The sequence below is a fragment of the Pseudomonadota bacterium genome, assembly GCA_039193195.1.
GTDB lineage: Bacteria > Pseudomonadota > Gammaproteobacteria > Steroidobacterales > JBCBZW01 > JBCBZW01.
This window is the reverse complement of record JBCCWS010000003.1, coordinates 31,732-52,680: the sequence shown is the minus strand read 5'-3', so window position 1 is coordinate 52,680 and position 20,949 is coordinate 31,732. Positions and strand designations below refer to the sequence as shown.

The following is a 20,949-nucleotide window of genomic DNA, read 5'->3' as shown; positions in this document are numbered from 1 at the left end:
CGACCGGGCGTGGCATGTCAGCCCTCATTGGGCACTAGCGACGACATCCACCGGGGCTGGCGTCTGCGGAGTTTCCCATCCGCCGCCTAGCGCTCGATACAGGTCGACGGCCCGTTGATTCATGCGGTTCTTCGCTGCCACCAGCGCCAATGCGGCGTTGCGATCTTCGCGCTGCGCGTCGAGCACGGCGAGGTAGGCGCCGAGACCGGTTTCGTAGAGGCGGGTGGCGATCTGAGCTGCCTCAGCGGTGGCCTGTGTGGCGAGCTTTAGGCGGTCGCGCTCCGCCCGCGCACCGGCGAAGGCCGCGAGCGCGGTCTCCGCCTCCTGCAGGGCGATCAAGGCCGTGCGATCCCAGGTGAGACGAGCGATCTGCGCCTCCGAAGTGGCGTTGTCCACTTCGGCGCGGATTGCTCCGCCTCGATACAGGGGCAGGTTAACCGCGGCACCGAGCAGCCAAGTCACGCTACTCGCCTCGAGCATATCGAGGAAGGACCCGGCGTCCGTGCCGCCAGCGCCGGTGAGTATGAGCTGCGGAAAGCGGATCTTGGCACTCGCCTCCAGGGAGGAAGTCGCCGCCTGCAGACGCCAGCCGGCCGCCGTCACGTCTGGTCGACGTCGCAGCAGATCGGAGCGCACGCCGACCTGCAGCAGAGCCGGTGGTGTGGGTTGGCCCTCTGCTGTCGCGGCGAGCGACTCCTCGAGTGCGCCTGGTGTCTTACCTATCAGAGCCGATAGAGCGAAGCGCTGACCTGCGACCTCGGCCTCGAGGGCGGGCAGGCGAGCCCGGGAAGACTCCAGCTGCCCTTGAGCACGCAGGGCATCCAATTCTGCGCTTAGTCCACTAGCAGCGAGATCTCGCGTGAGCGAGTACTGCTCTTCACTGATGCGTACGTTCGCGCGCTCCACCTCGAGCTGGGTTTGGAGGGCCCGCAGCTGGAGGTAGGTGGAGGCGATCGCGGCGGTGACCGTAAGCTCCACGCCGCGCCGATCCGCGGCGCTCGCCGCGAGATTGCTCTCGGCGGCGGAGATCTGGGCGCCGAGGCGACCGAACAGGTCGACCTCCCAACTGAGGTTGGCTCCCAGGTCGTAGAATTCGTTAACGTCGTCGATGAGCCCCGCCCCGTTCAGCTGGGACGCCGCGCCTGCGCCCTGGGAGCTCACCTCCGCCCGTCGCGCGTTCACTGCGAAGTCCAGCTGTGGTCGGCGGCCTGAGCGCGTACTACGCACAGCGGCGCCGGCTTGACGCAGGCGCGCCGAGGCGATGGCCACGTCTTGGTTCGCCGCCAGCCCCTTGGCGATGAGCTCGCCCAGCGTGTCGTCACCGAACAGCTGCCACCAGTCGACGGCGCTGGGGCCTTGGGTTGAGGGCTTGACGGCTGAGGGCGTCTGCCATCGCCTGTCTGCCGCAGTCTCAGGCACAGTGCTAGCGGGTTCCCTCACCGGCAGAGATGCGCAACCGCTCAGGCACAGCAGGCTGAGAGCTAGGGGCCAGGCAAGGCGATTCATGCGGCACCTCCGAGGGGCTCAGGGCTGTCGCCCACTGGGGGCGCGTGCCTTGGCAGCTTGGCGCTGGCGCGCGCCGCGCGTCTAGTCAGCCAAGCGTAGCAGGCAGGGGTGAAACCAATAGAAAGCATTAGTGATAGGGCAACGCCGCCGGCGATTACCACCGCTAGGGGAGGCCAGAAGTTGCCGCCGCTGATCAGGAGGGGGCCAAAGCCGGCCGTCGTCGTCAGGGAAGTCGCCACCAAGTGGCGAGTGCTGTGCACGACCTCATCCACCATCGCGGCGTGCTCGCCGGCCCGTGCCTTGGGGTTCGCCAGGATCGCGGCGAGGACCACGATGGAGCCGTTGATGGCCACACCGATCAGGCCCGCGCTGCCGATCAGGGGATTGAAACCTAGGGGGTAGCCGGCCAGGTAGAGCGAGAGCATGCCGAGCCCCACGGACAGGAAGGCCACGGCGCCGATCACCGCGCCGAGCAGCAAGCTCGAGAAACTCAAGATGATGGTGGTGGCCATCGCAACGCCGAGAAGCGGGGCGTAGGCCGCGAGGGAGCCGACGGCTTCGGCCTGTGATTCGCTCTCGCCTGCCACCTGCAAACGGTAGCCGGGCGGCAGGGTGAAGCCCTCCTCGTCAAGCCGTTGCAGAATCTCTCGTGTCACCTCGATGGGCAGTACGCCATCGGCCGTGTAGCCGTAGATGTTGTTGACGCGCTCGCCGTTGCGACGCGAGACGCCAGATTTCTCCGGCACGAGCGTGAGCTCGCCGAGGGCCGAGGTCGGGATCCACTCGCCGGCGTTCGTGCCGCGGGTCGACAGCAGACGTAGGTCGGCGATCTCCCGCACGCTGCCGCGAACGGCATCGGCCATGCGCACGCGCACGGCCAGCGACTCCGTATCGCGCAGTACGCTGCCCCCCACGCCGCCATCGAGGCTCGCCTGCAGCTGGCCGGAGATGTCGTCGAGGGTGAGGCCGCTTAGGTGCGCGGCGTACTCGTTCACGTCGAGGCGCAGCTTCGGCTGCCCCCCCTCGACGGACGCCGAGGAGTGCAGCAATCCTGGCACTTCGTGCATTGCCCGACGCACCTCGGCGCCGTAGCGGGCGAGTTCGTCCGGGCTCGGGCCGTACAGCTCGAAGGCTACGGGAGCGTCGATCGGAGGTCCTTGGCCGAAGGCGCTTACCACGATGCGCGCGTCGATGAACGCCTCGCTCAGTTTGCGCTGGAGGCGGGGCACCAAAGCCGCCGCCTCCGCCACGCTGGTGGCGGTCACGATTCCGTGCGCGTAGGAGGGCGTATCGTCTTGGTTCTCGACGGCGTTGTAGTACACCACCGGAAAGCTCGCGCCGATCACCCAGTCGATCTGCGCGATCCCCGCTTCCTCACGCACGCTCGCCTCGATGGCCCGGGTGCTCTTGAGCGTAGCGTTTACGGAGGTATCCGGCGACAACCAAACTTCGATCTCAAACTGATCACGGTCGGCGCCGGGAAAGAACTGCAGACCCAGCTGGGAGGCAGCTACGAATCCGCACAAGGCCACGCTAGCCGTGACCAATATCGTTCGCCGCGGCATGGCCAGGGCCGCACCGAGCAGCTTGCGGTAGGGTGCGCTCATCGGTCGAAGCTGCAAGCCGGCCTTCCACCAGGAGACCCGTGCACCGCTCGGCGTGGTGCCCAGGTAGCGCGCCGCTAGCGCCGGGATCACTGAGATCGACAGGGCGAAGGACGCCACTAGGGCGATGATCACGCTAACGGCGATCGGCCCAACGAAGTCACCGATGTTGCCCTTCAGCAGGAAGATGGGCATGAACCCAAGTACCGTGGTAAACGTCGAGGTAAACAAGGGTGTTAGGAGGTGGTTAACCGCATCGGCGGCCGCGCGGGGGCGATCGCCGTGCTCGGATAGGCGTCGCTGCACATCGTCCGTGACCACAATCGCGTTGTCGATAAGGAGGCCTATGGCGATCAGCAGGCCGAAGATCGTCATCTGGTGCAGCTGCAGGCCCGCGGTGGCCAGGCCGAACATCGCGATCGCCGAGCTCAAGGGCAGCGCCAGGCCAACGATGATGGCGGCCCGCCAACCCATGAGCAGTAGCACGATCAGCATGATGACGGTTGCGCCCATAAAGAGGTTGCTGCTCAGCATAGACAGGCGGTCGTCTACATACTCGCTTTGGTCGAACACGAGATCGATCTCGAACTGGGTGCCAAGCTCTGCGCGAAGGGCGCTGACGGTCTCGCGTGCTTGCTCTCCCCACAGGTCGATGCGCTCGGTGACCACGGGGCGAGCGGCCACCAGCACCGAGCGTTGGCCTTGGTAGAGGGCGATGTTGCGTTCGGGCGTGCGCCAGCCCTGGGCGATGCTCGCCACCTCGCCCACCGTAAGGACGCCGGCGTTGCCGTCGTCGCGTAGGGGGATTCGAGCGATCCGCTCCACGCCGTCGAGTTCGCCCGACAGTTCCAACGCCAGCTCGCGCCGCTCACTGCGCAAGCTACCGGCGGCACTCTTTGCGTCCGCCCGATCGATCCGTTGGGCGACTTCCGCCACGCTAAGGCCCGCGGCGGCGATCGCCTGCGGGTCGACGAGAACGTTGATTTCTTCCTCGGGTGCACCGTAGAAACGCACTAGCTCCGTCCCCGGCAGGAGGCGCAGGCGATCGGCGAGGCGTTCGGCCGTGCGTCCGAGGATGCCCAGGTCTTGCTCCTCAGGGTGACCATCGGCCCAGCGGATCGCCACGACGGCGCCGTAGCCGACGGCGCCGCGCTTGTCATCGAGCACGGGCGCGGTCGCTTCGGCGGGTAGCACGCTGGCCGCGTCGCGCAGCTTCGCGCGGATTTCCGCGAAGATGTCCTGGTTGGTGCTACGGGTGACACTGTCGTCGAGCTCGACGAGGATGCTGGAGACGTTCGCGCGGGAGGTGGAGGTGACGTCCTTGATCTCGTCGATCTCATCGAGCAGGTCTTCGAGGGGTTCGGTGACCAACGCTTCGACACGCTCGGCCGTGGCCCCGGGCAGAAGCGTGGCGATACGGGCGAAGCGTTGGGTGATGCGAGGATCTTCTAGGCGCGGCAGCTCGCCGAGGGCGGCAAGGCCTGCCATGCTCAGGATCAGCAGGGTCAACGCCAGCAGCAGGGGGTTACTGTAGAACCCGGCGGCGATGCGACCGGCGACCGGCTCGCGCGCAGACTCTGGGCGCTCCTCGGAGGAGGTGGCGGCGGTCATCTCAGCGCTCCTCCCCATCGGCGGGGGCCACGTCGGCGATGGCCGGTCCACTCGGTGCAACGCGTTGGCCCACGACCACCCGGTGCGTTCCGTCCACCACCAGTAGGTCCTCATCGCGAATGCCGCTAGTCACGAACACGCGTTGTGCATCGTGGTAGGCCACCTCGACGATCCGTTGCGTGACTCGGTACTCCGATGCGTTTACGCCCTCCACCACCAGCGTGGTCCAGAGCCCCCGTTCGCCCTCGGTCAGCGCGGCGAGCGGCAGCCAATGACCTTCGCGGGCGCGGTACTCGTCGAGCGTGAGCTGCACCAGGTCACCCGGGCGCAGAGAGCCGGTCCCGTCGCTCGGCAGATCGAACAGTACGTCGACCGTGCGCGTGATGGCGTTGCGCACGGGGAGCACGGCGTTGATCGTGCCGTCGACGCTGCCGGTCGGGCCCTGCAGAGGGCGAGAGTCGCCAGGGGTGAGCGCGCGAGCGAGCTCGCCACTAACACCGACGCGAGCGCGCAGGCGACCCGACTCCTCGAGCACAAGGATCGGCGCGCCGGCCGCGACCACGGCGCCTTCATCGACGCGCCGGGCGGCGATGGTGCCGGCGAACGGTGCCCTCAAGGCACTCTTATCGAGGTCCACGTCGATGCGGGCAAGACGCGCCTCAGCCAGCGCTAGCGCGGCCGTGGCGCGGTCGCGGGCATCGCGCGCCTCATCGACTTCCTGCCTCGAGACACCGCGGTAGCCGAGGGCCTCATCGACCCGCGCCAGGGTCGCCGACGCTAGGGTGACCTGAGAGCGCGCCTCGAGCACCGCCGCTTCGCGCTCGCGCTTCGCAGCGGCCAGTCGGTCCGTGTCGAGCCTCGCCAGCACCTGTCCGGTCTCTACCCGCGCGCCCTCTTCCACCGCGACGGCACGCAGGAGCCCACCGAGCTCAAAGCCAAGGGGGGCCGTGCGCGCCGCCTCGATCTGCCCCGAGAAAATGTGCCGGGCAGCGTAGCCTGGGGCCGCCTGAGCCGTGGCCACGGGAACTCGTGTCGGCGCGACTTGCCGGGTGCTTTCATCCGGTGTGGTTGGCCCACAGGCAGATAGTGAGAGCAGCGCGGTGAACGCGAGCAGAGTGCCTCGTGCGGCACCAGGCGTTAGCTTAACTCTCTGAAATATTGAGCTATTCATCAGGACTCAGGCCTCGAAGGAGCTTGTGGGGCGGCTAGTAACTGGTATAAACTAGACCGTACAGTTTGAATATTAGATACCCAAAACTAGACTGTCTAGTATGGAAATAGAAAAAACTAAAGAAGCGCCGACAAAAGGCAGACCTGGGCGGCCTAGGAGCGAGGAGAAGCGGTCCGCCATCCTGCACGCTGGAGCGGGTTTGTTCTTCGAGAAGGGGCTCGATCCCACTAGCATGGATGCCGTGGCCCAGCACGCCGGCGTGTCCAAGCAAACCGTGTACAGCCACTTCAGCTCGAAGGAAGACCTGCTCCAAGCCTGCATTCGCAGCAAGCTGGATGCCTACGAGCTCCAGGGCAGCCGGGCCCTGCAGCAGATCAGCCTGCGCGAGGGTCTCACCACCTTGTGCCTGCGCTACATCAGCCTGCTTTACGACGATAACGTGCTGCGGATGAAGCGCACTGTCATGGGCAGTGCAACGGCCCACCCCGAGGTGGCGAAGCTGTTTTTCGATGCGGGTCCCCGGGCGACCCTCGACACCTTCAAAAACTTCATTCACCACCACGTGCGCGGCGGTGGCCTGGCGGTGGATAACATCCACGAGGCCGCGGACATGCTGACGGGAATGCTCGCCAGCAATGCCCACATGGGCAGTGTGTTGGGGGTGTCCACACCGCTCGATGAGCAAGCGCGACGGGAGCGCGTCGAGTCCTGTGTTGCGATGTTCCTGAGCCGTTACGCGGCCGACAAAGCGTTGCGAGAGACTTAGTCCTCAGTCGAGCGTGCGCGCTTCTCGGTGCCGTAGATACTGCCAGGCGACGATGACCGTGCTGGCGATCGCCACCGCCCGCATCAGCGGATCTGCTGCTGCGTAGTTGGTTCCGCCGATGATCAGCACGATGTTCGAGATCAACGCCAAGCTTAGCATCAGCAGGTGAGCGATCGGATGGAAGCCGCCGCGCCAGCGCTGACTGAGGGCGAGGCCTAGTGCGCCCGTCAGCATTCCGCCGACGGCACCGCCGATGATGTCCAGGGGCCAGTGGACGCCCACCCACACGCGCGCGCACGCAATGACCATGGCGCCGATAATGATCGATAGCCTGGCGATAGGGCTGGGGACGAAGCCGACGGCGACGGCGGCCACCGTGAACGTGGCGAAGGTATGACCCGAGGGAAAGCTGCCGCGCTGCAGCGCCTCACCGACCAGGCGGAAGCTCTGCGGGTCCAGTACGGCTGGCGGACGGGGAACAGCGAATAATTCCTTTAGTAAGTTAATCGCCACTGCGCCGAGCAGCACGCCGATCACCAAGGCGATAAGCAGCTGCGGCCGCGACCGCGCGCTGACCAGGGCTAGCGCCACCAGCACGGCCGTGTTGCCGAGCTCCGTGAGGTTCGCCAGCAGCCAGTTCGGCGTCGGTTCAGCGAGGGCGTTCAGGAGGGTGAAGCCAACCTGGTGGGAGCCGCCCGCAGCGAACAAGGCGAGGCCAAGGGCCGCACCCGCGGCGCTCAGGACGAGGAGCCAAGCGTATGTTCCGGGCGCGATCGTCTCTGCGCGGTGCGCCGCCGCTAGCGCCAGTTCTTGCTTCAGGCTCATCGAGGTGACTTAAGTCAGAGGCGGTTCAGGTAGGGAGGCGAGGCGGAGCATCGTCTTCGGGCTCTTCGGGCTCTTCGGGCTCTTCGGCGTCGGGGGAGCTCTGTGGGTTGATGGGTGCAGAGACCGGGGCTGGCGGATCGTTGGATGCCTTGGGATCGGACTCGCTTGGCGGCGCCTGCCGCTCGGCGATGTCGCCTGGGTCAGGCGCAGGCGTCTCATCGAGCGGCGATGCTGGCGCAGGTGGTGTCCCCGCGTCGAGTGGATCGCCCGCCGCGGCCGGTAGGTTCAGCTCGGCCTCCGCGCCGGACTCTACCGGTGCTTCGGACCCGATCGGTGGCGGGGGCGTCGCAGTTGCATCGCCACCGGACACCCTCGCCAGCACGAGATTGCCGCTGGAGAACAGGGTTTGCGCGGAGAGCCCCTGTTCGGCAAGGAAGGTGGCAAGCGTAGGAGCCTGCGTAAACACAACCTCGCCGGGCAGGGGCGCGCGATGGGGCGTCACGGCGTTGCGATAGACGCTGAAGCTCGGTCGGCGGTACCGGTAAGCGACGACTGTGTCTCCCTCCAGGATCGCCGCCGCTTGCCCCGCAGCCCGGATGTGGGTCTGTTCCAAGCGTGCGCCAGTCGGGGCGACGAACAGCCCGATGAGCACGGCCTGCAGCAACCCGAGGAGCAACATGCCGTGCCAGGCGTGAATTCGGCGCTCCATAGCGATCACCACGCTGAGCACCAAAGCGGCGAGGCTAGCTACTGCGTAAGGCCAGCCGGCCGCTTCACGACCGATCTGCGCGGCCACGTCAGGGGCGACACCGGGCAGCGGCGCTAACTCCAGCGCCAGGGGCAGCAAGGACGGTACCAGGGCCAGCACCGCAAAGAACACGATGGCGGGTGCAAAGCACAGCCAGCGATTGGTGAAGTGTGCGTAGTAGCGACCGAAGAGGATGAACAGGGGGGTCATCCCGTAGACGAGGTAGTGCGGCAGCTGTGTGGCCGAGAGTGAAAAGACGATGAGCGCCACGAAGAACCACAGCCACAGGTAGCGATCGAGCGGCGCATTCATGACCCGCGGCAGGCGCACGAGGCTACTCAAGAACCAGCCTGCGAAGGGCATCAGCAGTAGGGGTGTCCACGGCAGGTAGTACCACCAGACTCCGCCGTGACCTTCGCGCGTGGTGGCGTAGCGGGCGAGGTTGTGGTCGAGGAAGAAGCCTCGCAGGAACTCCCTGCCCTCTGGAGTGATCGTGTTGGCGATGTACCACGGGGCTGCGACCACGACGAAAGCAGCCCAACCGGCGGGCTGGCGCAGCAAGGCCCACAGCACGCCGAGGCGACCGGACCAGATCATCCACGGTAAGCCGACTAGCAGCGGCAGGCCGAGCGCGATCGGCCCCTTGGTGAGAAAACCCAGAGCCATCCATAGGTACACACGCCAGCCGTGCTTAGGGTCGCGATGCTCGGCGAAGCGCCAGGCATCGAACATGGTGAGCGCGATGAACAGGTTGAGCAGCGCATCGGCCGTCGCCCACTTGCCCACCAGAGAGACCATCAGTGCGGTGACGAAGCTCAGGGTGGCGATACCGCCTTCGTCGCGGCCGAGGGTCTGGCGGGTGAAGCGGTAAAGCGCGAGTGCCCACAGGAGCGCGGCGAGGATCGACGGTAGGCGGAAGGCCAGCTCAGCGGGGCCTAGCAGTTTTACCGAGAGGGCTTGGGCCCAGTAGATGAGAATGGGCTTGTCATGGCGCGGCTCGCCATCGAGGGTGGTAGTGAGGTACTGCCCGCTCTCCAGCATTTCTCGCGTGGCTTCCGCGAAGGCGCCTTCGTCCTTGTCGAACAGCGGCGTGTTCCAAGCCCCGAGGCCGAACACGGCGCTGGCGATGACGACTAACGCCCAAGGGTTGTAGAGGAAACGCATGGAGCTCATCCCTGGGCGCGCGTGGCCCGGTTCGCAGAGGTGTCGGGGTCGTGGGGGCCGGCCCAGGCCGTGTGGGATTCGGCGTCGTCCACGCGCACACGGTAGGCGGCGGCTGCCGTTGACTCGAAGTAGGTGCGGCTCAGCAACTCCCCGAGAATGCCGGTGGTCAGGAACTGCAGCGAGGCGATCACGAGTAGGATGCCGACGAACAGCAGGGGCCTCGAGCCAATGTCCTCGCCGAGGATGAACTTAACCACGCCGAGGTAGGTCAGGATGAGGCTGCCGAGGGCGCCCAGGCTCAGGCCGATGGCGCCGAAGAAGTGGCCAGGTTTGGCGTGGTAGCGCAGGAAGAAGAACACCACGAGCAGATCCAACACGACGCGAAAGGTGCGTGAGATGCCGTACTTGGAGACGCCGTGCACGCGCGGGCGGTGCTTGACGGCGGTCTGATCGATGCGCAGGGGCGAGGTGGCGGAGGCGACCCAGACGGGAATGAACCGATGCATTTCGCCGTACAAGCGCACACCCTTGATCACCTCGGCGCGATACACCTTGAGGCTGCAGCCGTAGTCGGTGATGCGCACACCGGTGACCCGACCGATCAGCCAATTGGCGATGCGCGAGGGTACCTTGCGCATGAGCCAGGTGTCCTGACGATCGGCGCGCCAGCCGCAGAGCAGGTCAAGATCTCGGCGCAGCAGTTCATCCACCATGCGCGGGATGTCGTCGGGGTCGTTTTGCAGGTCGCCGTCCAAGGTGGCGATGACGTCGCCGCGGGCGGCATCGATGCCGGCCTGCATCGCGGCGGTCTGGCCGAAGTTCCGGCGCAGGATGCGAACGCGTACGTGTTCGCCGTGGCGAGCGGCCTCGCGCTGCAAGCGCTGGCGCGTCTCGTCCGTACTGCCATCGTCCACCACCACCAACTCCCAGCGTGCTGGGTAGGTGGCCAAGGCCCGGTGGACGTCGGCCATCATCGGCGCGACGTTGTCCTGTTCGTTGTACATGGGGATGACGATCGACAAGGGGGCGGCGAGCAGCACGCCCTTTCGGTCTGCTGGCATCACCGTGTCGGGGACAACGTGGCTCATGGGGACTCAGCTTACCCGATCGGGCTTGGCGGGCGATGGCGGTCGCGGCAACAGGAGCGCCGAGACGCCGAGGGCGAACGCCGTGCCGAGCAGGAAGAGGTGTACGTTGACTGCCGCTAGGAGGGCGACGTCGTGCTCGGCACCCACCGCCACTAGCGCAGCTACCATGGCCCCCTCGTAGGTGCCGCTACCTGCCAGTCCGTGGATCGGCAGTACGCTCGAGAGCTCACCGGCTGCCACACCCACGGCGGCGGTCGAGGCGCTCAAGGCGGTGAACTGTAGCGCCAGCCAGAGCAGGGCGAAGCCCTTCGCAGCCCAGGCGACGAGCGTGAGTAGAACCGCCCTGGCGTAGGCCGCCGATCCCCTCGGCAGGTTGCTAGCAATCGCATGGATCAGCCGCTGCGTGCGCCCGCCATCAAACGCAGCCGGTAGCAGGTGCACTGCCCACGGCAGCAGCAGCAGGGCGGCAGCACTGCCCAGGGCGAGGGTGAGGGCGAGCGCCTGGGTCAGGGGGCCAAGGGGACTTCCCCTCGCGATCACGGTGGAAGCCAGCAACGTCAGGGCGGCGAGGTCCAGCACGCGCAGCCACACGAGCGATAGCCCTGCGTCCGCGAAGCTAACGCCGAAATAGCGTTTCATCAACAGGGGGAAGGCAGCCTCTCCGGTTCGCATTGGCAGTAGGTGGTTGGAGAGGTTGTGCAAGAGGCTCAGGCGGAGCAACCCGAAGGGCGCACGGGCCACCGTGTCGCGGAAGAAGTCGAACAGGCGCGCCGCGCGGGCGAGGTAGGCGATCGCCATGCCCAGGAACAGCACGCCGTAGTCGGCAACCGTCAGACCTATCCAGGGGGTGAGGAGCCTTGGCCAACCCACCGTCAAGTGCACCCACAGGCCGAGCGCGGGCACGCTGAGCACGACCACGGTCAGCGATAGCAGCCTGCGCCAGCCCCGCGTCTTCGTCTGCCGCTCGTCCAAGGGATGCTTAGGTGGCGGTGGCCGTGCGCTGGCGCTGGCGGAAGAACAGATAGAGGTTGTAGCTGTAGATCAACGACGGCATCAGGTTAGAGAGAATTCCCACGGAGTCATTTTTGCCCCAGATGAAGTAGGCGAGCAGCATGAGGCTGCCCGCAACGCTCATCAACCAAAAGGCCAGCGGCATGGTCGGTGCCTGGGCCTTTCGCGAGGCGAGCGCCTGCACCACCCAGCGCAGGCCGAACAGGGTGACGCCGCCGTAACCGATGATTTTCCACGGCGTGATCGACCAGGCGAGACCGCCGAAGGTCACCTCGAAGAGCACTTGGCGAAACGGGTCCGCTGGGGCGGGGGCGATCAGGGGGGTGGCGTCGGCCAAGGCCGTCGCCAACAACAACGATCCGGTCAGTAGCATGGGCGGGTCCAATCCCTCGAGATCCGGGCTAGGAGCGGCGATCGAGTTCCTCGGTCGCTGTGCGGCGATTGCGCATGCCGAGCCAGGCGACACCGATGATATCGATCACCCCGGCCATCGCGCGGTCGAGGATCCCGTACTTCGACTGGCCGCGCTCGCGCGGGCGATGGTTCACGGCCACGGAGAGTACGCGCTGGCCGCCCTGCTGCACCAGGGTGGGGAGAAAACGATGCATATGGTCGAAGTAGGGAAGTGCCAGGTAGGCATCGCGGCGGAGCACCTTGAGTCCGCAGCCGCTGTCAGGCACTTCATCGCCCAGCAGGAGGCGTCTCGCGCCCTTGGCGATGCCCGAGGCGCGTCGGCGCACCCAGGAGTCACGCCGCTTCTTGCGGTGACCGATGGCCATGATCGCCTCGCCATCCTCGATCAACGCTGCCATCAGGTGCGGGATGTCCTTGGGGTCGTTCTGGCCATCGCCATCAAGGGTTGCGATCCACTCGTGTCGAGCCGCGCGTACGCCGTTCAGCACGGAGGTGCTCTGGCCGGCTTGGCGTTCGTTGCGCAGTACCCGCAGGCTATCGAAACGCTCGGCGCAGGCAGCGAGCTCGCGCAGGGAATCGTCGCAGCTGGCGTCGTCGACGTAGATGATTTCGTGCGGCAGTCCCGCCAGCGTCGCATGGATCTCCTCGATCAGCGGGGTGATGTTCCCTGCCTCGTTGTGCACGGGTACCACCACCGACAGCGCAGCGATTGCGCTACTCGGCGCGCCTGCTGGCTCAGCGGGCGTCGCGCTCAGGACCGGGTTGCTGCTGGTCAGGGTCAACGGGCAGGTAGTCCTTGAGGAAGGCCCGCAGGTGGGGCTTTTTGTCGTTCTTGCGCTGCTGAATCTGGATCGGCAGGTAGCTCAGGGAGGGCGCCAGCCAGAAGGTGGTGGTGCGGCTTGAGCCATCGCGCCGGTGTTCGAACACGAGGGTCTCGATCGGGTCCCCCTCTGGTCCCTCGAGGGCTTCCTCTCCTACGAGCCGCGCATAGTAGTCGCGGAGGCGGCCGCGTTCGAGGACCCGAAAGCGATAGCCGCGCTCGGGATCCAGGGGTGCGGAGGCCAAGGTGAGCTCGCCGTGCGCGTCTCGTGCCGCGCCGCTGTGTTCGAGGTCCAGGGCGATCGCCGGGATCAGCAGGGCGCGATCGAGCACCTCCGGGGGAATTTCCATGGAGAAGGTGGCCTCGGCATCGGTGCCCTCGGCGAGAGGGCCTTCGCTGGACGATTCATCGCCCTTAGGCCAGGTGAAGGTCACGTCCTTCGAGCGGTCCTTCATCGAGTCCTTGCCAGTCACGTGAAGGGGGCGCAGGCGGCCGTCGTCGCGTACTTCGAACAGGGCGTCCTCGAAGGTGAGGCCACCGAAGAACAGCTTACCAAAGCCCTTGGCCCGCAGTTCCGAGCGGTAGCGCCAGACCGGTCCTTGCGCGGTGGCGGCGCCGGGCTCGGGGTATTGTTCGACATTCATCTTGCCGCGCAGGCCGAAGGCGCGCAGCTTGTACTCGGCCGTGTAGGCGACCGGTTCGGTCGCCATCGAAGCGCTTGCCGCAACGAGTATACTTGCGGCCGCCAGCAGCCAGCGCACGGGTGCGCGAAGCGAGCTGGGGCAGGGGGGGGCGGCAGCGGTCGCGCGACGACCGGGCCTGAAATCTGCAGGCATATGAGCATTCCTCCGAAACACTCAAGGCTCGCGCCGGCGCGCTGCGCGCCTGGCGGGGGCGAACCCGAAGTCTAAACCGACTGGATACCCTCTTGTTGAGCATCGCGAACCCCAGCAGTTCCCCAGAAGCGGACAAGACCCCGCAGTTCAGTGCCATGCTCTGGCTGCTCGTGGTCCTGCTCGCGATCGCCGTTTACCGCGCCTTCATCGTGCAGAGCACGGGAATGAACCTGTATCTGGACGAGGCCTACTACCTGGATTGGTCACGTCACCTGGCCTTCGGTTACTACTCCAAACCGCCGTTCGTGGCCTGGTCGATCGCCGCCCTCACGAGCGTCTGCGGCGAGGGCGAGCTCTGCGTCAAGCTGAGCGCATTTCTGTGGTATGGCGTTGCTGCGGTATTCGTGGCGTTGCTCGCTATACGTCAATTCGGCCGCGAGCACGGCACCTTGAGCGGCATCGCCTTGTACACTCTGCCCGCCGTAGGCTTCCTGTCAATGACAGTCTCCACGGATGCTCCCTTGGTGGCCTTTTGGGCCATCGGCCTGTGGCTATTCGTGTCGGCGCTCGATGAGCAACCTGGCGCTTGGGTCGGGTTGGGCATCGCCATGGGCTTGGGAATGTTGTCCAAGTACACGATGGTGTTGTTCCCCATCTCCATGTTCCTTTACCTGCTGCTGAGCGAGCATCGCGGGTGGCTGCGCATGAGCGGGCCTTGGTTGGCGCTGGCAGTGATGGCCCTCGTGCTGACCCCCAACCTGTGGTGGAACCTGCAGCATGGATTTCCGAGCATCACCCACACGGCGGAGATGACCGAGTGGACGGGCGATCGCGATCGCTTCGGCGACCTGCTGGAGTTCTTAGGCGGTCAGCTGGGTATCTTTGGGCCCTTGGCGTTCCTGGTGCTGCTAGTTATGTGTTTCTCACCGACCGTGTGGCGTGACTCTCGCCAGCGTATGCTGCTTCTGTTCACCTTGCCGCTCCTGACGATGTACCTCGGTCAGGCCTGGTTGGGTGGGGCAAACGTGAATTGGGCCCTCGCTGCCTACGTGTCTGCGACGCCGTTGCTAGTGGTCTTCTTGCGCGAGCGCGGGCGGATGGGGACGAGTCTGCTGATCGCAGCGCTGGTGCTGAACGGGCTGCTCAACGTTGTGCCGTACCACTTCCGCACGCTGGCACCAGTAGTAGGTGTTGAACTGACGCGCAGGGTCGATCCCTGGTCGCGAATACTCGGCTGGAGGGAGATGGGTGAGCAGGTTCAGGCGCTTCGCGCTGATCGCCTAGAGGCTGCGTTGCTCGGGGATGATCGCCTGGTGCTATCCGAGATGACCTACTACGGTCGGACGCCGCGAACCGAATGGTCCGATGTGGCCGCCTGGAATCCGGATGGCGGCGTCGCCAGCCAGTTCGAACTCATGAACGACATCAGTGCGAGCGAGGCAACCAGCTTCCTATACGTTGGACGTACGCCACTCGATGCTCTGGCACCTGCCTTCGAGGTGGCGGAGCAGATCGGCACGGCGCGCCACCAAGTGGTGGTGGATCGGACGCTCGAGGTGTTTGTGTACTACCTGCAGGGATTCCGCGGCTACGATGCGGTTGCCCACCTGCCGCCGAGCGATGCGATGCCGGGGCGGACCGGGGCCGAGGCGCCACGGCCGTGAGCAAGCGGATTTGGCAGCTCGGCGTCATTTGCCTCGCCCTGTTGACGCTTGCGATCTCGCTTTGGCCCAGCATCGATCTCACGGTGGCGAGCTGGTTCTACGATCCAAACGGTGTGGAGAAGGCGCGCTTTTGGTCTAACGAACAGCCGCCTATCGCATGGGTTTACCACGGCGTGCAGCGCGGCTCGCAGCTCTTCGGGCTGGTCCTGCTGATCATGTTGATGCTGTCCCTAGTCCCCGCCATGCGCTGGCTGCGGTCGCGGCGCACGGTGATTGGATTTCTCCTCGCCGGCTTGTTGATTGGGCCAGGTCTGGTGGTGCACCAGTTCAAGAGCGATTGGCCGCGTCCACGCCCCCGGGATAGCCAACCCTTTCAGGGGGACTACTCGTTTCGACGACTAGGGGAGCTCGCCGGTGAGTGTCAGCGCAATTGCTCCTTCCCGAGCGGTCACGCGGGTTTTGGCGCCTACCTCATGGCGCCCGCCTTGCTCGGGTCGCGTCGGCGCTACCCCTGGCTGCTGGCGGGGCTCGGCGGTGCCCTCGGGGTTGGCTTTGCGCGAATCGCCGTGGGCGCCCACTGGCTGAGTGACGTGCTGTTCTCGTACTGGATCGTTGGGGCGAGCTTGGTCGTGACCTGGCTACTGGTGCACCCAGACGGACGCCGTCGCATCGCATCGTCGTTACGTCGTCGCTGATCCCCGCGCCTCCAGGGGCGCATCCCTACACAGTCAACCGCAGAATCTGTCTGTGGCGCGGATCAAGGCGTCGGTGATGCCGGGCTCAAAGGCTGAGTGGCCCGCATCGTCGATGATCTCCAGGCTTGCCTCGGGCCAGCGTTGGGAGAGATCCCAGGCGTTGCGAATGGGGCAGACCACGTCGTAGCGGCCGTGCACGACCACGGCGGGAATGTGGCGAATGCGATCGATCTGATCGAGGATCTGCGTCTCGCTGTCCATGAATCCGCCGTTGACGAAGTAGTGCGACTCGATGCGGGCGAAGGCCAGGGCGAAGTGTGCATCGCCGAAGGTCTCCTCCACGTTTGGGGCCGGTCGCAGGGCACTGGTCGACCCCTCCCAGATCGCCCACGCGCGCGCCGCCTCTAGCGCGGTGGCTTGGTTCTCGCCCGTGAGGCGGCGATGGAAGGCGCAAATCAAGTCGTGACGCTCGTCCATCGGAATGACCGATTCGTATCGCGCGAACTGGTCGGGATAAATCTCACTCGCGCCGTGCTGGTAGAACCATTCCAGCTCGCTTCGCCGCAACATGAAAATCCCTCGGAGCACAAGTTCCGTCACGCGCTGTGGATGGGTCTGCGCGTAGAGCAGAGACAGGGTACTGCCCCAGGATCCGCCGAAGACCTGCCAGCGATCGACACCCAGGTGCTCACGCAGGCGCTCGATGTCGGCGACCAGATCCCAGCTTGTGTTTTCCTCGAGCGCCGCATGGGGCTCGCTGCGACCACAGCCGCGCTGGTCGAAAACAACGATACGGTAGCGCGCAGGATCGAAGAAGCGGCGAGGGCGTGTGTCGCCGCCACCGCCGGGGCCGCCGTGAAGGAAAACGACCGGTTTACCCGCAGGATTGCCGCTTTGCTCGTAGTAGATGCGGTGCAGCTGGCTCACCTGTAAGGTGCCGTGGTCGAACGGTTCTATCGCGGGGTACAGCGATCGGCGCGGCGCGTGATCCGAGGGCATAGGGGGCTCCAGATAGGGTGATCGAGGAAGCCTACTGGCCCACGTCCAAAGCGGCAAGGCCGGTGTTTGTCGAGGGTGTCTCGTGCGCTCCCTTGTAGCCAAATGAATGTAATAGCTAAGCGAGTGAAGATCAGGGCGTCGCCAGGTGGACGGGCGCCTGGGGTTTAGCCTTGCGAAGGCGCATCGAAGGGTGTATCGGCCTGGGGATTCGGCCCGGGCGACTGCCGCGCGGTGTGGTGGTCATCTAGGGGATTCACCCCGGTGGGCCTGCTCCTTTTGAGTCAATCCCGATGACTTTATGCAGTCGCTTGGTAGCTAATAATAAAAATTCGTTAGGTAAAATGCTGCGATTGCCATACTGGTGACGCGGTTCAAGGTCACCGTCCATCCGAACGCATAGCCTTGGGGTCAAGCGTGTCACGTACCCAGCCTATGAAATCTCCCCCCAGATCATCCAGTGCCTCAACGCCTAAGCCAGGCGCGGCTAGCGACGGCGTTGGCGCTGTGGGCGCGCGATCGGCGAGTGAGGGCGATCAGACCGAGGAAGACCGACGCTTCCTTGCGGGCGTTATCGAGGCCCTGGAGGCGGCCACGTGGGAGTGGGACATAAAGCGTGACCGGGTTCGCATCAACGAGCGCTGGGCGAGCCTGCTCGGCTACACTCCCGACGAGCTTCATCCGGTCACCATGGAGCGCTTTCGCGGGCTGATTCACCCAGACGACGTGCCGCTCGTGGAGGCGTCGATCGCGGCTCACTTCAGAGGCGATCTCGCGAACTACGACTGCGAGATCCGCATGCGTCATCGCCAGGGGCATTGGGTGTGGCTGCAGACCCGAGGACGCGTCCTAGCGTGGGGGGATGACGGCGAGCCCTGCCGGATGTTCGGGGTGCACCTGCCGATCGGGGCGCGTAAGCGCCACGAGGAGAACCTGCGCCGCAACGAGCAGCTCCTGTCCATCACCGGGCAGGTTGCAGGGGTGGGTGGCTACGAGCTCAACCTGCTCACGAACAAGCTCATTTGGACTGATCAGACCAAGCAGATTCATGGGGTGGGTCAGGACTACGAACCGTCCGTGGAGACGGCAATCGACTTTTACGCTCCGCAGGCCCGAGCGATCATCAGTGAAGCGGTCGCACGCGCCCTTGAGACGGGCGAGGGCTGGGACCTGGAGTTGCCACTGATCCGTGCCAGCGGTGAGCGGATCTGGGTACGCGCCCAAGGCCTTACAGAGTCGCGCGATGGAGAGGTGATCCGCGTCTACGGTGCCTTTCAGGACGTTACCGAGCGTCGCCAGCTCACCCAAGCTCTGGCCGAGAACAACGATCTGTTGAACGTCACCCTAGAGTCGATCGGCGATGCGGTGATTACGACCGATCCCAGCGGATTGGTGACCTGGATGAACCCCGTTGCTGAGCGCCTGACGGGCACGGCTTGCGGCGACATGGTCGGCCGCGGAGTGCACGAGGTGTGCTACCTCGTCGACGAAAGCGCGCGCGAGCCGTTGGCCGATTTGGTCAAGCCCTGCGTCGCCGGCCGCACGGCGGTGAGCCTGGATCGCGATGCGCTGCTGCTCTCGCGCGATGGAAGCGAGTACGCGGTCGAGAGCAAGGCGGCACCGATCATCAACGGTGAAGGTGAGGTACTGGGGGCCGTCATGGTGCTCTACGACGTTACCGAACGCCGTCGCCTCGACAACGAGATGCGCTATCGCGCGCGCCACGACTCTCTGACAGGCCTGCTCAATCGCAGTGAACTCGAGTTTATGCTGGGCCAGGCTCACGAAGACGCCAGACACAGTGGGTGCCTGCACGCGCTGCTGTTCCTCGATCTCGATCAGTTCAAAATCGTCAACGACACCTGCGGCCATTCGGTGGGCGATGAGCTGCTGGTGCGAGTGGTGGGCCTGTTCACCAAGGGCGTGCGCGGCACGGACACGGTGGCGCGCCTAGGTGGTGATGAGTTTGCGATCATCTTGCACGACTGTCCGCCGGAAGAGGCAGAGCGCCTTGCGAGCACGATTTGCCAGCGCGTGCGCGATTTCCGCTTCGTCTGCGGTGAGCACCGCTTTCGGGTGAGCGTGAGCATCGGCTTGGTGAGCGTGCACGGTGAGTGGTCGCATCCCGCCGCCATCATGCAGGCGGCGGACACGGCGTGCTACGCCGCCAAGGATGCGGGACGGGATCGCGTCCGGCGCTACCACGACAGCGATACGGAGATCCGCTCCCAGCAAACCCGCACGCGCTGGGCCCTGCGGATCGAAGAGTCCCTCGAGCACGATCGCTTCGTGCTGCACGGCCAGCGAATCGCCCGCCTGCGTGCGGACGACCCAGTGGATCGCATCGAACTGCTCATCCGCATGTGCGAGGAGGACGGTGAACTCGTGATGCCCGGCGCCTTTATGCCCGCGGCCGAGCGCTTTCGCCTGATGATGCGCATCGACCAGTGGGTGCTAGGGCAAGCGCTGGCGCTGCTGAGTGCGCAGGCGAACGATGCCACGACGGAGATCTACGTGAACCTCTCGGGCCAGTCCCTAGGCGATCGCGATTTCCACGACAGCGCCCTGGTCGCCCTCGGGGCTGTGCCCCTGAACGTTCGCCAGCGGTTGATTCTGGAGGTCACCGAGACCGCCGTGATCGCCAACCTGTGCGATGCGCGTGGCTTCCTAGAGGCCGTGCGCCGTGCGGGCGTGCGCGTCGCCCTGGATGATTTCGGTGCCGGCATGTCGTCCTACGGCTACCTGCGCTCGCTCAGCTTCGACTACCTGAAGATCGACGGCCAACTGGTCTCTACCATGCTGGAGGATCCCCTGAGCCTGGCGGTAGTGCGCTCCTTCGTCGACATCGCGGGCGTGCTCGATCTGCAGGTGGTGGCCGAACACGTGCAAAGCGACGAGATTATCGGCGAGCTGACCCGCTTGGGTGTGGACATGGCGCAGGGCTTTCATCTACACCGCCCCGAGCCCATCCAGGCGCTTCTCGCGCCTCGGGTGGAAAACGAGCGTGCCTCTGGGGCGGCCTAAAGCCTCGCATTAGGTCACCCTGCGCTCTGCCCTCGCGTGGTCTGGGTGCTGCGTCTCAGCCCGCACCGCTCTCCTTGAGAGCACCCCACGCACAGTTGGCGCCTCAGGGTTACTCGGCTATCGTGCTCGTGTGGCAATCGCGCTCGCGCGTGCATGCCCCGTCTACCAAGCACCGTCAGCGAGGAGTAAGCCCGATGAGTTCGACACCGCCAGAGATGATCCTGAGCAACACGGAGTTCGTCCCCGGTCGGGAGATCGTGGAGTTCTATGGCGTGGTGTCCGGTAACACGGTGCGAGCGAAGAACATCGGGCGCGACATCCTGGCAGGGTTCAAGAACATCGTCGGTGGCGAGTTAGCCGGCTATACGGAACTGCTGCAGGAGGCGCGCGAAGAGGCCACCGCGCGAATGGTCGAGCAAGCCCGCTCGGTCGGCGCCAACGCGGTGATCAACGTTCGCTTCGCCACCAGCTCTATCGCCCAGGGGGCCTCGGAGCTGTTCGCCTACGGCACCGCCGTGCAGGTGCGCTAGTGTCCTCCGCGGCATGGGAGCTGCTGTTCTCCTTCGGGGTTCCTCTCATCCTACTGGTGCTCGCCTTTCTAGTCGGGAGCACGATCGAGCGCCGCCACTTCGCCCGCCTGCGCGAGCGCGAGGGTGCCCTGGTGGGCTTTCCGGTGGTCAACTTCGCCACCCTGCCGGCGGGCTGGGAGGTCGTGCGCAGCGATCTCAAGAGCGCCAGCATCGTGGTCTCCCTCGACTACTTCAAGCGCGTCATCGCTGGCCTTCGCGCCATCGTCGGCGGGCGCGTGAAGACCTACGAGCCTCTGCTCGACCGGGCGCGGCGCGAAGCGGTCTTGCGCATGGTGGAGCAGGCGCGCGATAGCGGTTTCGATGCCGTGATCAACGTTCGCCTGCAAACCTCTCGGCTGGTCAGCACGGCCGGCAACGGGGAGCAGACCGCAGGGGTGGAAGTGCTCGCCTTCGGCACCGCCATCGAGCGCCGCTGA

The 20,949-nt window shown here is 65.6% G+C and carries 17 protein-coding genes; 6 read left to right on the top strand and 11 right to left on the bottom strand.

Annotated features, from left to right (window positions below):
- Nucleotides 1-24 precede the first annotated feature (24 nt).
- The 3 genes from AAGA68_04610 to AAGA68_04600 are packed head-to-tail and all read right to left on the bottom strand — an operon-like array spanning nt 25 to nt 5,742.
- Entirely contained in the window at nt 25-1,506 is a 1,482-nt protein-coding gene (locus AAGA68_04610) for an efflux transporter outer membrane subunit (protein ID MEM9384318.1), read from the bottom strand.
- The gene (locus tag AAGA68_04605) at nt 1,503-4,721 is read right to left on the bottom strand and encodes an efflux RND transporter permease subunit (protein ID MEM9384317.1); all 3,219 of its coding nucleotides are present in this window, start codon (nt 4,719-4,721) and stop codon (nt 1,503-1,505) included. The genes AAGA68_04610 and AAGA68_04605 overlap by 4 nt, the downstream gene beginning before the upstream one ends.
- A 1-nt stretch (nt 4,722) precedes the next feature.
- Nucleotides 4,723-5,742 (bottom strand): efflux RND transporter periplasmic adaptor subunit, encoded by a 1,020-nt coding sequence (locus AAGA68_04600; protein MEM9384316.1) that lies wholly within the window; start codon nt 5,740-5,742, stop codon nt 4,723-4,725.
- Between the two features lie 250 nt (nt 5,743-5,992).
- On the opposite strand from AAGA68_04600, the gene AAGA68_04595 reads away from it, so the two are divergent.
- Complete coding sequence (locus tag AAGA68_04595; protein MEM9384315.1) at nt 5,993-6,658, top strand: TetR/AcrR family transcriptional regulator; 666 nt, start codon at nt 5,993-5,995, stop codon at nt 6,656-6,658.
- Nucleotides 6,659-6,661: 3 nt separating this feature from the next.
- On the opposite strand, the gene AAGA68_04590 is transcribed toward AAGA68_04595, so the two are convergent.
- From AAGA68_04590 to AAGA68_04560, 7 genes are read right to left on the bottom strand one after another with little or no spacing between them, the layout of a single operon-like run.
- Nucleotides 6,662-7,483 (bottom strand): phosphatase PAP2 family protein, encoded by an 822-nt coding sequence (locus AAGA68_04590; protein MEM9384314.1) that lies wholly within the window; start codon nt 7,481-7,483, stop codon nt 6,662-6,664.
- 25 nt (nt 7,484-7,508) lie between these two features.
- Nucleotides 7,509-9,395 carry a glycosyltransferase family 39 protein gene (locus AAGA68_04585; protein ID MEM9384313.1) on the bottom strand — a complete coding sequence of 629 codons (1,887 nt, stop codon included), beginning with the start codon at nt 9,393-9,395 and terminating at the stop codon, nt 7,509-7,511.
- 5 nt (nt 9,396-9,400) lie between these two features.
- Complete coding sequence (locus AAGA68_04580) at nt 9,401-10,456, bottom strand: glycosyltransferase family 2 protein (GenBank protein ID MEM9384312.1); 1,056 nt, start codon at nt 10,454-10,456, stop codon at nt 9,401-9,403.
- A 33-nt stretch (nt 10,457-10,489) separates the two neighbouring features.
- Nucleotides 10,490-11,455 carry a lysylphosphatidylglycerol synthase domain-containing protein gene (locus AAGA68_04575; GenBank protein ID MEM9384311.1) on the bottom strand — a complete coding sequence of 322 codons (966 nt, stop codon included), beginning with the start codon at nt 11,453-11,455 and terminating at the stop codon, nt 10,490-10,492.
- A gap of 7 nt (nt 11,456-11,462) precedes the next feature.
- Nucleotides 11,463-11,867, bottom strand: a complete 405-nt coding sequence (locus AAGA68_04570; GenBank protein MEM9384310.1) for a lipid-A-disaccharide synthase N-terminal domain-containing protein — start codon at nt 11,865-11,867, stop codon at nt 11,463-11,465.
- A gap of 28 nt (nt 11,868-11,895) precedes the next feature.
- Nucleotides 11,896-12,690, bottom strand: coding sequence for a glycosyltransferase family 2 protein (locus AAGA68_04565; GenBank protein ID MEM9384309.1), 795 nt, complete (start codon nt 12,688-12,690; stop codon nt 11,896-11,898).
- A complete protein-coding gene (locus AAGA68_04560) occupies nt 12,644-13,564 on the bottom strand; it encodes a DUF3108 domain-containing protein (GenBank protein MEM9384308.1) in 921 nt (306 codons plus the stop codon). Before AAGA68_04560 ends, AAGA68_04565 begins: the two co-directional genes overlap by 47 nt.
- A gap of 95 nt (nt 13,565-13,659) precedes the next feature.
- Between AAGA68_04560 and AAGA68_04555 the strand changes: the two genes are divergently transcribed.
- Nucleotides 13,660-15,228, top strand: coding sequence for a glycosyltransferase family 39 protein (locus tag AAGA68_04555; GenBank protein MEM9384307.1), 1,569 nt, complete (start codon nt 13,660-13,662; stop codon nt 15,226-15,228).
- A complete protein-coding gene (locus AAGA68_04550) occupies nt 15,225-15,923 on the top strand; it encodes a phosphatase PAP2 family protein (GenBank protein MEM9384306.1) in 699 nt (232 codons plus the stop codon). Before AAGA68_04555 ends, AAGA68_04550 begins: the two co-directional genes overlap by 4 nt.
- Nucleotides 15,924-15,956: 33 nt before the next feature.
- On the opposite strand, the gene pip is transcribed toward AAGA68_04550, so the two are convergent.
- Nucleotides 15,957-16,922, bottom strand: a complete 966-nt coding sequence (gene pip / locus AAGA68_04545) for a prolyl aminopeptidase (protein MEM9384305.1) — start codon at nt 16,920-16,922, stop codon at nt 15,957-15,959.
- A gap of 432 nt (nt 16,923-17,354) precedes the next feature.
- Between pip and AAGA68_04540 the strand changes: the two genes are divergently transcribed.
- The 3 genes from AAGA68_04540 (at nt 17,355) to AAGA68_04530 (ending at nt 20,949) form a co-directional block, all read left to right on the top strand.
- A complete protein-coding gene (locus AAGA68_04540) occupies nt 17,355-19,943 on the top strand; it encodes an EAL domain-containing protein (protein MEM9384304.1) in 2,589 nt (862 codons plus the stop codon).
- A 215-nt stretch (nt 19,944-20,158) separates the two neighbouring features.
- The gene (locus AAGA68_04535; GenBank protein MEM9384303.1) at nt 20,159-20,473 is read left to right on the top strand and encodes a YbjQ family protein; all 315 of its coding nucleotides are present in this window, start codon (nt 20,159-20,161) and stop codon (nt 20,471-20,473) included.
- Nucleotides 20,473-20,949, top strand: a complete 477-nt coding sequence (locus AAGA68_04530; protein ID MEM9384302.1) for a heavy metal-binding domain-containing protein — start codon at nt 20,473-20,475, stop codon at nt 20,947-20,949. Before AAGA68_04535 ends, AAGA68_04530 begins: the two co-directional genes overlap by 1 nt.